Raw genomic sequence first — 13,531 nt, forward strand, 5'->3', positions numbered from 1 at the left:
CGGTCAAATACGAAGAAGTTTATCTCCGCGCCTACGACAGCGTGTCCGAGGCGCGAGCGTCAATTGCCAAGTATCTGGCCTTCTACAATCAGGGACGCCCTCACTCGAGCCTTGACGGGCGCACGCCCGACGAGGCTTACTTCGGCACGCAAGCTATGGTGATGGCCGCATGACCGTCGCCGACGATTTTGTCGTCGCTCTGGTCGGGCTACGCCCTCCCGACGCAACGACAAAATCGTAAAGCCCCGCGTTCAGCATAACCCGGCAGGAATCCACTTAAATCCAGCGGGGCGCTGTCCAAACAACCGGGGCCAGCTCTGAATGCATTGGCTTGCGCGTTCTCGCGCCGGACCAGGAGCTGCAGCTTCGAGATTCCAGCCGCGCGCAGCCAGTCCTCCGCTGCAGCCATGACCACGCGTCCATAGCCGCGCTTCTGGCTGTCAGGATCGACCGCAACATAATAGACCCAGCCGCGATGGCCGTCATGGCCGACCATGACGGTCGCGACGATCCCGCCGGCCTCGCGGCCGACCAGCACAGTCGAATTCTCCCGCCGCCGCGCCAGCGCGATGTCGGCATGCGGGTCGTTCCAGGGCCGCGTCAGGCCGCAGCGCTGCCACAGCGCGACGACCTTCTCGACGTCGGCTTCCTTAATTGCATCGATGGTAAGAGACACGCTCACAGCACCTTCCCCGGATTCATGATGCCGAGCGGATCGAGCATCGCCTTGATCGACCGCATCAGCTCGATCGCGGTCTTGTCCTTCACCTCGGGCAGCTCGTCGCGCTTGAGCACGCCGATGCCATGCTCGGCCGAGATCGAGCCGCCCATGCGCAGCACGATCTCGAACACCACAGCGTTCATCTCGTGCCAGCGCGCCAGATAATCGGCCGTGTTGGCGCCGATCGGCTGGCTGATATTGTAGTGCAGATTGCCGTCGCCGAGATGGCCGAACGGCACCGGCCGCGCGCCGGGGATCAGCTTGACGACGGCGGCATCGGCCTCCGCGATGAAGGCAGGCACGGCGGCGACGGGCACGGAGATGTCGTGCTTGATCGAGCCGCCCTCAGGCTTCTGCGCCGCCGACATTTCCTCGCGCAGCTTCCAGAAATTGTTGCGCTGGGCGAGGCTGGCCGCGATCACGGCGTCGTCGACGATCTCCTCCTCCATGGCGCGGCCGAGGATCGTCTCCAGCGGCGTGCGGGCATCGTCGCCGGGAGAGGACAATTCCATCAGCACGTACCAGGGATGCTTCTCGGCAAGCGGATCGCGCACGTCGATGCCGTGGCGGACCGAGAAATCGACCGCCATCTCCGACAGCAATTCAAAGCTCGTCAGCGCGTTGGCGGCTTCGCCTTGCGCGATCGTCAGCAGCTTCAAGGCCGCCGCCGGCGATTTCAGTCCGACATAGGCGGTCTCGACCGCCCGCGGCTTCGGAAACAGCTTTAGCGTCGCCGCCGTGATGATGCCGAGCGTGCCTTCCGCACCGATGAAGAGGTTGTGCAGATTGTAGCCGGTGTTGTCCTTCTTCAGCTTCGACAGCACGTTGAGTACGCGCCCGTCGGCGAGAACCACTTCCAGCCCCAGCGCCATCTCGCGCGCGACACCATAGGCGAGCGCGGCGGTGCCGCCGGCGTTAGTCGACAAATTCCCGCCGATGGTGCAGCTGCCTTCGGCGCCGAGCGACAGCGGAAACAGCCGGTCGACGTCGGACGCCTTCTGCTGCGCGATTTGCAGCACCACGCCGGCCTCGCAGGTCATGGTGTTGGAGGCGGTGTCGACCTCGCGGATCTTGTCGAGGCGCCGCAGCGACACCACCACCTCGCCATTGTGCGGCGTCTGGCCGCCGACGAGCCCGGTGTTGCCGCCCTGCGGCACCAGCGCAATCCTGTGTTCAGAGGCGAGCTTGCAGATCGCGGCGACTTCCGCGGTCGAGCCCGGGCGCAGCACCAGCGGCGAGCGGCCGTGGAACAAATTGCGCTCCTCGGTGACGTAAGGCTCGATGTCGGTCGCATCGGTGATGGCGTGGCGCTCGCCGACGATCTTGCGGAATTGTTCGATCAGCTCGGGCGCGAGCGGAGGTGGGGCAGTTTTGTTGATGTTCATCTCGTCTCTTCGCTCTTATCGTGCCACCGCAGCGCGCCGCAGTCGGTCATTGATCGCTTCGCCCAGCCCTTCCTCGGGGATCGACATGACGGCGATCGCCTTCGGCGCCTTCGCATCCAGGCTGCGAAGATAGCCGAACAGATTGGCGGCGGCTTCATCGAGATCACCGGCGGGCGACAAATTCATGACAGCCGCGGCAGCATCAATGCCGGGCAGGCGCGAAGGTCCGAACGCGAGCAGCGCTTCATCAGGCGCAACGTCCTGCGCGCGGAGCCGCACATTGGCGCGCGGCGCGTAATGCGAGGCCAGCATGCCCGGCGCCAGCGGCTGGCTGTCGTCGCTGCCGGCCTCCACAGGCGGTCGCGCCAGGGCTGCGCCGAGCACCGCCTCGATCCGCTCACGCGACAATCCTCCGGGCCGAAGCAGCATCGGCGCATCGAAGCAGCCGACAATCGTCGATTCGACGCCGACGTCGACCGGCCCGCCGTCGACGATGAGGTCGATCCGCCCCGCAAGGTCGCTTTCAACATGGGCGGCCAGCGTCGGCGAGACGTGGCCGGAGATGTTGGCGGACGGCGCCACCACCGCTCCGCCAAAGGCGCGCAGGATCGCCTGCGCCACCGGGTGGGCGGGAATGCGGATCGCGACGGTGTCGAGACCTGCGGTGGCGAGATCCGCCACCGGACAGTCGTCCGTCTTCGGCACCACCAGGGTCAGCGGCCCCGGCCAGAATGCCTCCGCAAGCTTCAGCGCGCGGGCGTCGAACCGGCCGATCCGGCGCGCAGCGGCGATGTCCGCGACATGGGCGATCAGCGGATTGAAGGCGGGCCGGCCCTTGGCGCCGTAGATATGGGCGACCGCACTGGCATTGGCGGCGTCCGCGCCGAGCCCGTAGACCGTCTCGGTCGGGAACGCGACCAGCCCGCCGGCCGCGAGCGTCCGGGCGGCGGCCCCGGCGGCGGCCTCGCCGGCCGGTAAAATCAGCGTTTCAAGACCCGTTTTCACAGGGACAAAATTCCTCATCTCGGCCGCTTGCGGTGCGCCAAACCCGACGCTATAAGCCGCCTTCTTGTCGGAGTGTGGCTCAGCCCGGTAGAGCACTGCGTTCGGGACGCAGGGGTCGCAGGTTCGAATCCTGCCACTCCGACCATTCTTCCAAAAGTCGACGTTTTCCAGAGACTTGGCGGACCGGCCGCCGGCGCCTCGGAGCGCCTTTTTGCAACGATTTTCGGGACGGGTCCACGGCCGATTTGGGTCGGCAGGGCCGCTTGCCGATGCGGCATGGCTCCGCAAGGCGATCAGGGTGCAAGGCGGCCGAGTGGCCGGCTCGGCGATCCGCCGGAGCCCCCTCGTGTTCGCAGCCGCGCCACAGGCCCTGCCTGTGCTACCTAGCGATATCGCCTCGATCCGGAGCCCCGATGCAACGCCCCCGTCCAGCCCTGCCGCGATACGTGCTGATCGGCATGGCCGCGCTTGCGGCCATCGCGGCGGCGGGCTGGCTGGCCTACGTCCTCGCGCTGGATGCCGCCTTTGCGCGCATGGAGCGGGAGGCCAATGACCGGCTTGCACTGATTGCCAGCACCTTCGATGCGACTGTTGCGCGCTATCGCTATTTGCCGGCGGTTCTGTCGCTCGCCGATCCCATCCGCGAGCTCTATCGAGACCCCCATGACGCATCGGCGACCGCCGCCGCCAACCGCTACCTCAAATCGCTCAATCAGGGAGCCCGGTCCGCCGAGCTCTATGTTCTCGACAGCACCGGCCTTGCGCTCGCGGCAAGCAATTTCGATCTGGATTCGAGCTTCGTCGGACACAATTACGGGTTCCGCGCCTATTTCATGGACGCCATGCGAACCGGCGAAGGCCATTACTACGCCGTCGGCGCCACCACGGGACAGCCCGGCTATTTCCTGTCGCATCGGATCATGGAGGGCGGCAAAACCCTCGGCGTCGCCGTGGTCAAGATCGATCTCAGTGCGCTCGAGGCGGACTGGGCAAGTGCTGGCGATCTCGTCGCGATGGAGGATGAGAATGGCGTGATCTTCCTCGCCAGCCGCGAGGACTGGAAATACCGTCCGCTGCTTCCGATCCCCGCGCAGCGGCTCGCAGAACTGAATGCCGCGCAGCAATTCGGTCAGGCGATCGACCCAGCTCCGGTCTTCGTGCCCAAAGGCGACCGGGAACGCGTTCAGATCGGTCGCGCGCGCGGCCGAGGCAATGTCGAGCTCGGGGACTACGCCCTTCAGGTCCGGCCGCACGATCAGGGCTGGCGGCTGCTCCTGTTCTCGGACGTCGCCGATGCTCGGCGCAATGCGTCGACCGTCGCGATCGCGAGCGTCTTCGCCCTGATCGCCTCTCTGCTGGTCGTGCTGGTGGCCTATCAGCGGCGGCAGGTCGTCAGGGCGAAGCTCGATGCGCATGACGTGCTCGAGCGGCGCGTGGCCGAGCGCACGGAAGAGCTGCGCCGGACCATGGAAAGCCTCGTGCAGAGCGCCAAGCTTGCCAGCCTCGGTCAGGCGCTCGCCGGCGTCGCGCACGAGATCAACCAGCCGCTCGCGGCGCTGATCACCTATGTCGCGAGCAGCCGCGTCCTGCTCCGCCGCAACGAGGTCGATCGTGCCGCCGCCAATCTCGACCTGATGTCCTCGATCGCCGAGCGCATGATGGCGCTGATCGATCACCTCAGGATGTTCGCGCGGAAGGAGACCGGCACGCGCAGCGCCGTCGCGCTCGCGCCCGTCATCGACAATGCGATCCGCCTGCTGCAATACCGGATCGACAACGAGCATATCGAGGTGGTGCGCTCCGCGCCTGCCGAGCCGCTTCATGGTCTCGCCAATCCGATCCGGCTCGAGCAGGTCGTCGTCAACCTCCTGTCGAATGCGATCGATGCGATGCGCGATCGCGAACGGCGGGTCCTCGGGGTCACACTCGACCGCCACGACGACAGCGCCGTGATCGAGGTCAGCGACACCGGTGCGGGCATCGCACCCGAGCATATCAAGTCTCTGTTCGACCCGTTCTTCACGACCAAGGAGATCGGCGAGGGGCTTGGTCTCGGGCTCTCGATCTCGTACGGAATTGTCAGGGAATTTGGAGGAGATATCCTGGTGGACAGCACGCCGGGCAGGGGCTCGACTTTCAAGGTCGTCATTCCGGTCATGGACGTCGCGCTAGCCTCGCCACATCAGGAATTGCACGCATGAGCGGGTCCGTGCTCGTCGTCGACGACGAGGAGATCGTCCGCAATTCGGTGCGGCAATGGCTGGAGCTGGGCGGCTTCACGGTCCGGGCCGCCGCCGGCGCAGATGAGGCCGTTCGCCTCGTGACAGAGAGCCCGCCCGATGCCGTGCTGACCGATTTTCGCATGCCGCACCGATCCGGGCTGGAATTGATGCGCGACGTTCACCGCGCCGATCCCGACATTCCCGTCGTGCTGCTGACCGCGCATGGCGATGTGCCCCTGGCGGTCGCTGCGATGCGCGAGGGCGCCTACGACTTCCTGCAGAAGCCTCATGATCCCGAGCTCCTCTCCGCCGTCATGACGCGCGCCATCGAGCGGCGGCAGTTGAAGCTGCAGCTTCGCCAGCTCTCGGATCGCCTTGCCGCCCCCGGCGCGATCGATGCCCGCCTGGTCGGGCTGTCGAAGGCGATGGTGGCTGTGCGGGCCGGCATCCTCGAGCTGGCCCGTCACGATCGCGACGTGATCGTCACCGGCGAGACCGGAACCGGCAAGGAGGTGGTGGCGCGGGCCCTGCACGATTTCGGTCCGCGTGCGAAGGCCCCCTTCGTCGCCGTGAACTGTGCCGCGATCCCGGCTGAGCTGTTCGAGAGCGAATTGTTCGGCCATGAGGCCGGCGCCTTCACCGGGGCACGTGGCGCCCGCATCGGAAAGTTCGAGCACGCCAGCGGCGGCACGCTCCTGCTCGACGAGATCGAGAGCATGCCGCTGCCGTTCCAGGCCAAGATCCTGCGCGCCCTCCAGGAGCGTACGATCGAGCGCGTCGGCTCCAACAAGCTCCTGCCGGTCGACGTTCGCGTCATCGCGGCGGCGAAGGGTGATCTTGCGACCGAAAGCCGCCAGGGGCGCTTCCGTTCCGATCTCTACTTCCGCCTCGCGGCAGCGGAGATCAACCTGCCGCCGCTGCGCGAGCGCGGCAACGACGTCCTGCTGCTGTTCGAGCATTTCGCCGCCGCCGCCGCCAAGGGCGCGGGCCGCACCATGTCGTCGCTGCGAGCGAACGATCTCGATGCGCTGCTCGCCCATGACTGGCCAGGCAATGTGCGCGAGCTGAAGAACGTTGCCGAACGCTACGCGCTGGGGCTCGCGGCGACCGGCCGCAGCGTGGCCGAGATCCTGCGGCGTGGCGAACCGGGGGCGCCGCAGCGGACGCTCGCCGACCGCGTTGCGGCCTATGAGCGCGCGCTGATCGAGGCCGCCTTGCGCGAGCACGATTGGTCGATTGCCGCCGTCACCGAGGAGCTCGGCGTCCCGCGCCGGACCCTGAACGAGAAAATGGCGAAATACGCCCTGGCTCGGCCCGGCCGCAAGGATTCCTGAGCCGTCGGCGATCGGCGGAAATCCGCCGATGTCGGCATTCGCGTCGGCGGATTCCTGCCGACGTTTTGGCCCTCGCGAGGCCGTCCTCCTCGAAAATCTGCGCAATTCCCGGCAATTCTCCGCGTTTCCGCGCGCCGCTCGCGATTGGCACAGCCGTTGCTGAAGGAGCGCCGAAACCATCCGGTTTTCCAATAAATCTGCGGAGGACGTCGTGAGTTCACAGGAAGCCTCAATTCAAACCATCGGCGCACCCGTCACGGAGACGCGCGCGGATAGCCTCGACATGAAGCGCCGGTTGCGGGCGATCTTCGTCGGCTCCGTCGGCAATCTCGTCGAGTGGTACGATTTCTACGCCTATGCGGCGTTCTCGCTCTATTTCGCCAAGGCGTTTTTCCCCGACGGGGATGAAGTGGTGCAGCAACTCAACGCGGCCCTGCTGTTTGCGGCGGGCTTCCTGGTGCGTCCCCTCGGCGGCTGGCTGTTCGGCCATCTCGCCGATCGCTACGGGCGGCGCAACGCCCTGACGCTGTCCGTCGTGATGATGTGCTTCGGGTCGCTGATCATCGCGGTGACGCCGACTTACGCCTCGATCGGGCTGGCGGCTCCCGTCATCCTCGGCCTTGCGCGCGTCCTGCAGGGCCTGAGCCTCGGCGGCGAGTACGGCACCAGCGCCACCTATCTCAGCGAGGTCGCGGACGAGAAGAATCGCGGCTTCTATTCCAGCTTCCAGTATGTGACGCTGATCGGCGGTCAGCTCTGCGCCATCCTCGTGCTGCTCCTGCTGCAGAAGGTGTTTCTCTCGACCGAGGAGATCCGCGCCTGGGGCTGGCGCGTGCCGTTTGCGTTCGGCGCCGTGCTCGCGGTCGTGGCCGCGCTGATGCGCAGCAACCTTCATGAGACCGATGCCTTCAAGAGCAGCCAGGCGGCGGTCAAGAAATCCAGCTCGATCCGCATGCTGCTGAACTATCCGCGCGAGCTTCTGCTGGTGGTCGGGCTGACCATGGGCGGCACGGCGGCCTTCTACACCTACACCACCTATATGCAGAAATTCCTTCGCCTCTCGGTGAAGCTGACCGACGACCAGACCACCATGGTGACGGCAGGAAGCCTCGTCTTCGCGATGATGCTCCAGCCGATCTACGGCGCGATCTCCGACCGCATCGGGCGCAAATGGCTCCTGATCGGATTCGGCGTGTCCGGCACGCTGTTCACCATTCCGTTGTTGACGACGCTCCAGGCGACGCATGATGCCTTCTCGGCCTTCCTCCTCATCGCCGCTGCCTGGATGATCGTGTCGGGCTACACGGCGATCAATGCGGTGGTGAAAGCCGAATTGTTTCCGACCAGCGTGCGGGCGACCGGCGTCGGGGTGCCCTATGCGCTGACCGTCTCGATCTTCGGCGGCACCGCGGAATCGATTGCGCTCTGGTTCAAGTCCATCGGTCACGAAAGCTGGTTCTACTGGTATCTGACCGGCTGCATCGCGGTGTCGCTGCTGGTCTATCTGACCATGCGTGACACCAAGACCATGTCCGCAATGGATCGGCACGAATAGGGCCTAGGCGTTGGTGCCGGCGGCGTGGACGTCCTCACCGCCGCGCCACCAGCACGCCCAGCAGGAATGCCACCATCAGCGACGGCAGTGGTGCCTCGCGCACCATGCCGCGCACGATGTCCGTCCAGTGCTGCTCCGGGACGAGTCTTGGCGACCTGACTTCGGGCATCGGCGGAATGTCGAAGTTCGATGCGAGTTCGGCGATCTCGCTTTGCGCGAGCTGGACGCCGTCGCGGATGCGGAAGATGGCGGCTTCCGATCGCTCGCGCGGGCCGAGCGACATCAGCGTCGCGATCGCGGTGCGCAACGTCATCTCGCCAAAACCCTGCAGCCTTACCGACTCCTCGGGGTCCGACGTCATGTGATCATCCCTCACAGCGCGAAGTGGCGCGCGATGGTGAAGGCCGCCGTCGCGCACAGGATCAGCGTGGATACCGCGCCGGCCACGCCGCGCGCGAGATGGGCTCGCGTCAGGTGCCTGGTCATGATCTTGCTCCATGCTCAGCATGGAAATGACGGCGAGCAAGGTTGGTTCCCTGCGCAACGCGCGAATCGGCAGGCCGGCTACTTCCGCAACAGTTCGCTCAGCGCCGCCGTCGCCTCCGCGCAGCGGATGTCGTCGATCTCGCGCGACAGGCTGAGCGCGCTCGATCTCAGCTCTTCGAGCTTCCAATTCTCCGGATTCTGGTTTTCGAGCTGGCTGAGACGCTTGTTGAGGTCGTCCAGCCTGGATTGGAGCTGCCCGATGCTGGCGGCCCCATTCACTTTCCAAACGCGTTGTGCGCGCATCGTTATTCCCCTGATCGTCTCACGGCGTTGTGAGAGCGGTTCGTGGCCGCAATGGGAGTTTCTTTTGTCCGGCTTCAGACGGTGGGGAACCGTTGCAGATTGGCAACGGAAGTTCCTCGATTGGTGGCCGGGCCGACTTGCTCTTGCGCGGCGCGCGTCACAGGCGCGGAATCTGCATGTGCGCGCACGACGGCGCGGGTAGCGCACGTCCGAAAGAACGAAGGACAGACGTGTGGCGAGATTTGTGAATGTGGCGGCCGGCCAGCTCGGCCCGATTGCGCGGCGTGAGAGCAGGACCGAGGTGGTGGCGCGGCTGGTCGCGTTGATGCGCCAAGCAAAGGCCAATGGCTGCGACCTGATCGTCTATCCCGAGCTCGCGCTGACCACCTTCTTTCCGCGCTGGTATTTCGAGGATCAGGCCGAGATCGACAGCTTTTTCGAGCGCGAGATGCCGGGGCCGGAGACGCGAGCCCTGTTCGATCTCGCCAGTGAGCTCGGCATCGGATTCTACCTCGGCTATGCCGAGCTGACGGCAGAGGCCGGTATCGTCAGGCGCTACAACACCTCCATTCTCGTCGACAAGAGCGGCGCGATCGTCGCGAAGTACCGCAAGGTCCATCTGCCCGGCCATGCCGAGCACGAGCCGTGGCGCGAATTCCAGCATCTGGAGAAGCGCTATTTCGAGCCCGGCAGCGGCTTTGGCGTCGCCGATGCATTCGGCGGTATGATGGGAATGGCGATCTGCAACGACCGCCGCTGGAGCGAGACCTATCGCGTGATGGGCCTGCAGGGCGTCGAGATGGTGATGATCGGCTACAACACGCCGGTGCACAATCCGCCCGCGCCGGAGCATGACGACCTCTCGCTGTTCCACAATCACCTGGTGATGCAGTCCGGCGCCTACCAGAACGGCACCTTCGTGGTCGGCGTCGCCAAGGCCGGGGTCGAGGAGGGCGTCGACCACATCGGCGGCAGCTGCATCATCGCGCCCTCGGGCGAGATCATCGCGCGCTGCACGACCAAGGGTGACGAGCTCGCGCTCGCCCGCTGCGATCTCGATCTCTGCAGTTCCTACAAGCGCACCACGTTCAATTTCGACGTTCACCGCCAGCCGCGGGCCTACGGGATGATCGTGGAGCGCAAGGGCGTGACGACCATGGCGGACGGGACGCCGGTGAAGGGGTGATGCGCTCTCTCTTGTAGCCCGGATGAGCGCAGCGAAATCCGGGGCCGCTCGCCCGGCATTTGGCACTGTCATCGCCCGGCTTGACCGGGCGATCCAGTACGCCGAGACAGTTGTGGCCTACCCGAAAGGCCACGGCGTACTGGATTCCCCGCCTTCGCGGGGAATGACGGCGGTATTTCGAGGACGAAGCCGTTGCCACACACTCCGTCATTGCGAGCGCAGCGAAGCAATCCAGAGTCTTTCCGCGGAGAGATTCTGGATTGCTTCGCTGCGCTCGCAATGACGATGAACCAGTGAGTGCACTCCATGACCGTCACTCTGAGGTGCGCGCTCCGCGGCGCACGCGCCGTGGAGCAAGCCTCGAAGGGCGACGGGGTTGGCGGCTTCCCTGGCTGCAAACCGGCCGCTCCGCACTTCTACCCAATCACAACCACGTGTCTTTATTCGGAAACGATCATTCCCTATTATGCCGCAATGCAAAAAGCCGTCCGCCGATCGCAAGCCAGCGTCCGTCCGCCAGGTCGTCCCCGGGAGTTCGACATGGATACCGCGCTCGACCGCGCCCTTCGGGTGTTTCGCGAGCGCGGCTATCACGCCACCTCGATCGGCGATCTCACCTCGGCGATGCGGCTTGCCACCGGCAGCGTCTACAAGGCGTTTCGCGACAAGCATGCCGTGTTCCTCGCCGCCTTCGAGCGTTACACCGGCTTGCGCCAGGAGCAGACCCGCAGCGCCGCGGCGCGCGGGGAGAATGGCCGCGAGCGGCTGCGCAACGTGCTCCTGTCCTATGTCGAACATTCCCAGGGCATCGAGGGGCGGCGCGGCTGCCTCGTGGTCGGAAGCGCGGTGGAATTGTCGGCGGTCGATCCGGCGATCCGGGCACGCGTCGAGGCCCAGCTCAAGACTAATGAAGATTTCATCGCCGGCCTCATCCACGAGGGCCACGCCGACGGCTCGATTCCGGGCCATGTCGATGCCGGCGACACCGCGCGGCTGATGATCTGCATCACGCAGGGCATGCGCGTCGTCGGCAAGGCGCGCCTGCCGCTCGACGGGCCCCGCCTCGTCGGCGTCGCGATGAAGCTGCTCGCCTGAATTCAGGTTCTATTAGGGAATGATTGTTCCCGATTATCGGAGACCCACGTAAATGACGATGAATGCCACGATCGAGACCGCGCCCGAGCCGGATGCGGTGTCGCAGCGCCTGACCTTCGTGCTTGCCGCGGCCTGTGGCATGGTCGCCGCCAACATCTATTATGCGCAGCCGCTGATCGCCCCGATCAGCGCCGCGCTCGGCCTGTCGCATGCGGCGGCAGGGCTGATCGTGACCATGACCCAGATCGGCTATGGCGTGGGGCTGCTCTTCATCGTGCCGCTCGGCGATCTCGTCGAGAACCGCGCGCTGATCTGCTCGGTCATCATGCTCGGCGCCGCGGCGCTGCTCGCCGCCGCGTTTTCGATCCATGCGCTGCCCTTCCTGATCGCGGCGCTGTTCATCGGCCTCGGCTCGGTCGCGGTGCAGATCATCATTCCCTATGCCGCGCATCTCGCGCCCGAGGCCATCCGCGGCCGGGTCGTCGGCAACGTCTCGACCGGCCTGATGCTCGGCATCATGTTGGCGCGTCCGGTGTCGAGCTTCGTCACCGCGGCCTCGTCCTGGCATGCAGTGTTCTTCGCCTCCGCCGCCCTTATGATCGTGCTCGCCACCGTGCTGTGGATGACGCTGCCGAAGCGCAAGCCGGTCGTGCGCATGCATTACGGCACGCTGCTGCTGTCGATGCCGCACCTCGCCCTGCACACGCCGCTGCTCCGGCGCCGCGCGCTCTACCAGGCCAGCCTGTTCGGCTGCTTCACCCTGTTCTGGACGGTCGCGCCGCTTCAACTCGCCGGCGCGTTCGGCTTCTCCCAGCGCGGCATCGCGTTGTTCGCCCTGGCCGGCGTTGCCGGCGTGTTTGCAGCCCCGATCGCGGGCCGGCTCGCCGATCGCGGCCATAGCCGCATCGCGACGCTGGTTGCGATGCTGCTCGCGGCCGCGGGCTTCCTCGCGACCTATATCGGCGCGCCCGGCTCGATGCTGAACCTCGCTGGCCTGGTCGTGGCCGCGATCGCCATCGATATCGGCGTGCAGGGCAACGTCGTGCTCGGTTTCCGCGCCATCTTCGCGCTCGGGCACGAGCATCGCAGCCGCCTCAACGGCCTTTACATGGCGACGTTCTTCGCGGCCGGCGCTGCCGGCTCCGCGGTCGGCGCCTGGGCCTTCGCGCAAGGCGGCTGGATGCTCGCATCGGCCATTGGCCTCGCTCTGCCCGTCGCGGGCCTGCTCTATGCGGCCACCGAGTAGCGGCCGGCCGGGGCGGACATCGATGCCGGTGTTTACCAAGCCGCGGACATGCGGCCCTGCCATGCCGTGTGTGCCGCAATTTCCATCTCGCGGATGGGTTGCAGTTGTAGTACTTTCGTCGCAATCGGACCTGGTTAACGGGCGGCAGGGGGAGGCTGATGAGGCGTGCGGGGCTGTTTGGCGTACCGCGGGTACGGTCATGGTCGTGGCAGGCGTTTCTGCTGGGACTCGTCGTGGTCGCAGCGTCGGCCCTGCTTCAGGGCATCTGCGTCGCGCTCGGCGCAAAGCTTTATTTTGCCGCGTTCGTGCCCAGCCTGTTCGTGCTCGCGCTCGTCGCGGGCGTGCCGGCGGCGACATTCGCCGCGCTGCTCACCATTCCGCTGGTGTGGTGGGCGTTCATACCGCCGTTCTTCGAGTTCACCCCGCTGACCAGCGCTAACGCCGATTCCATCAACCTGTTCTGCCTGCTCGCCGTGCTCCTGATCGGCCTTGCCGATCTGTGCCGCAAGACGATGATGATCAACAGCCGCGGCGGGCTGAAGCCTTCGGGCAAGAGCGCGGCAACGAATTCGCAATAAATCGGCGTTGCGAGAGCGGGTACGTTGCGCACGCGCAACAGTCCGGCAACCATGCGCGAGCTTGCCGAGCGCCGCTAACTTTTCGAAAAAGATTTAGCCGCAATTTCTCCCCCGGGAATGACGAGGGAGTTTTTGGACATGAACGGCCAGATCAACGGACACGCCATCTTGGAGAACGTGCGCCGCTATCGCGGCATCGCATCGCTCTATCGCCAGACCGCTGCATTCCGCCCGGGCCAGAGCTGGTCGCTGCTGGAGCAGGCGAGGGAGTGGGAAGCGCGGGCGCTGTCGGAGCTGGAAGCGTACTTCGCCGCGCGCATCGACTACGCCGCTCCGCTTGCGGCCTGATCGTTCACCCGCGCAGGGCGGGGTGCGATCGGCCCGGCCGGGCGCGCGCGACCCGGGACGACTACGG

14 protein-coding genes and 1 tRNA gene are annotated in these 13,531 nt (G+C 65.9%); 10 read left to right on the plus strand and 5 right to left on the minus strand.

Translation table 11 applies throughout. The features are described 5' to 3' along the window. Positions 1-173, plus strand: a 173-nt coding sequence (locus IQ16_RS31290; protein ID WP_145831711.1) for an integrase core domain-containing protein, incomplete at its 5' end; no start/stop codon positions are given. A 35-nt stretch (positions 174-208) separates the two neighbouring features. On the opposite strand, the gene IQ16_RS31295 is transcribed toward IQ16_RS31290, so the two are convergent. Genes IQ16_RS31295 through IQ16_RS31305 form a run of 3 tightly spaced genes read right to left on the minus strand, consistent with a single transcriptional unit; the run spans position 209 to position 3,111 of the window. Beyond that, complete coding sequence (locus IQ16_RS31295) at positions 209-682, minus strand: GNAT family acetyltransferase (protein WP_244635936.1); 474 nt, start codon at positions 680-682, stop codon at positions 209-211. Continuing rightward, entirely contained in the window at positions 679-2,106 is a 1,428-nt protein-coding gene (locus IQ16_RS31300) for an FAD-binding oxidoreductase (RefSeq protein ID WP_018648751.1), read from the minus strand. Before IQ16_RS31300 ends, IQ16_RS31295 begins: the two co-directional genes overlap by 4 nt. 15 nt (positions 2,107-2,121) lie before the next feature. Beyond that, positions 2,122-3,111 carry an L-threonylcarbamoyladenylate synthase gene (locus IQ16_RS31305; RefSeq protein ID WP_026312969.1) on the minus strand — a complete coding sequence of 330 codons (990 nt, stop codon included), beginning with the start codon at positions 3,109-3,111 and terminating at the stop codon, positions 2,122-2,124. A 68-nt stretch (positions 3,112-3,179) separates the two neighbouring features. Between IQ16_RS31305 and IQ16_RS31310 the strand changes: the two genes are divergently transcribed. From IQ16_RS31310 to IQ16_RS31325, 4 genes are all read left to right on the plus strand, one after another. Beyond that, positions 3,180-3,256, plus strand: a tRNA-Pro gene (locus tag IQ16_RS31310). A gap of 268 nt (positions 3,257-3,524) precedes the next feature. Then, positions 3,525-5,312, plus strand: a complete 1,788-nt coding sequence (locus IQ16_RS31315) for a sensor histidine kinase (protein WP_035668642.1) — start codon at positions 3,525-3,527, stop codon at positions 5,310-5,312. Further along, positions 5,309-6,667: a sigma-54-dependent transcriptional regulator gene (locus IQ16_RS31320; protein WP_018648749.1), complete on the plus strand. Its 1,359-nt coding sequence runs from the start codon at positions 5,309-5,311 to the stop codon at positions 6,665-6,667. The genes IQ16_RS31315 and IQ16_RS31320 overlap by 4 nt, the downstream gene beginning before the upstream one ends. Before the next feature lie 283 nt (positions 6,668-6,950). Further along, positions 6,951-8,222, plus strand: a complete 1,272-nt coding sequence (locus IQ16_RS31325; RefSeq protein ID WP_020608175.1) for an MFS transporter — start codon at positions 6,951-6,953, stop codon at positions 8,220-8,222. A gap of 34 nt (positions 8,223-8,256) precedes the next feature. On the opposite strand, the gene IQ16_RS31330 is transcribed toward IQ16_RS31325, so the two are convergent. Beyond that, positions 8,257-8,583: a hypothetical protein gene (locus IQ16_RS31330; protein WP_018648747.1), complete on the minus strand. Its 327-nt coding sequence runs from the start codon at positions 8,581-8,583 to the stop codon at positions 8,257-8,259. A 203-nt stretch (positions 8,584-8,786) separates the two neighbouring features. Further along, a complete protein-coding gene (locus tag IQ16_RS31335; protein WP_018648745.1) occupies positions 8,787-9,011 on the minus strand; it encodes a hypothetical protein in 225 nt (74 codons plus the stop codon). 232 nt (positions 9,012-9,243) lie between these two features. On the opposite strand from IQ16_RS31335, the gene IQ16_RS31340 reads away from it, so the two are divergent. The 5 genes from IQ16_RS31340 to IQ16_RS31360 all read left to right on the plus strand — a co-directional run bounded on the left by IQ16_RS31340 (position 9,244) and on the right by IQ16_RS31360 (position 13,464). Continuing rightward, the gene (locus IQ16_RS31340) at positions 9,244-10,197 is read left to right on the plus strand and encodes an N-carbamoyl-D-amino-acid hydrolase (RefSeq protein WP_026312968.1); all 954 of its coding nucleotides are present in this window, start codon (positions 9,244-9,246) and stop codon (positions 10,195-10,197) included. A 474-nt stretch (positions 10,198-10,671) separates the two neighbouring features. Next, positions 10,672-11,292, plus strand: coding sequence for a TetR/AcrR family transcriptional regulator (locus IQ16_RS31345; RefSeq protein WP_018648743.1), 621 nt, complete (start codon positions 10,672-10,674; stop codon positions 11,290-11,292). A 52-nt stretch (positions 11,293-11,344) separates the two neighbouring features. Then, positions 11,345-12,538, plus strand: a complete 1,194-nt coding sequence (locus IQ16_RS31350) for an MFS transporter (protein ID WP_018648742.1) — start codon at positions 11,345-11,347, stop codon at positions 12,536-12,538. Positions 12,539-12,696: 158 nt separating this feature from the next. Continuing rightward, complete coding sequence (locus tag IQ16_RS31355) at positions 12,697-13,116, plus strand: hypothetical protein (RefSeq protein WP_026312966.1); 420 nt, start codon at positions 12,697-12,699, stop codon at positions 13,114-13,116. Between the two features lie 138 nt (positions 13,117-13,254). Next, positions 13,255-13,464: a hypothetical protein gene (locus tag IQ16_RS31360; protein ID WP_018648741.1), complete on the plus strand. Its 210-nt coding sequence runs from the start codon at positions 13,255-13,257 to the stop codon at positions 13,462-13,464. Positions 13,465-13,531 lie beyond the last annotated feature (67 nt).

It is taken from the genome of Bradyrhizobium huanghuaihaiense, assembly GCF_007830635.1.
Taxonomy (GTDB): Bacteria; Pseudomonadota; Alphaproteobacteria; order Rhizobiales; family Xanthobacteraceae; genus Bradyrhizobium; species Bradyrhizobium huanghuaihaiense.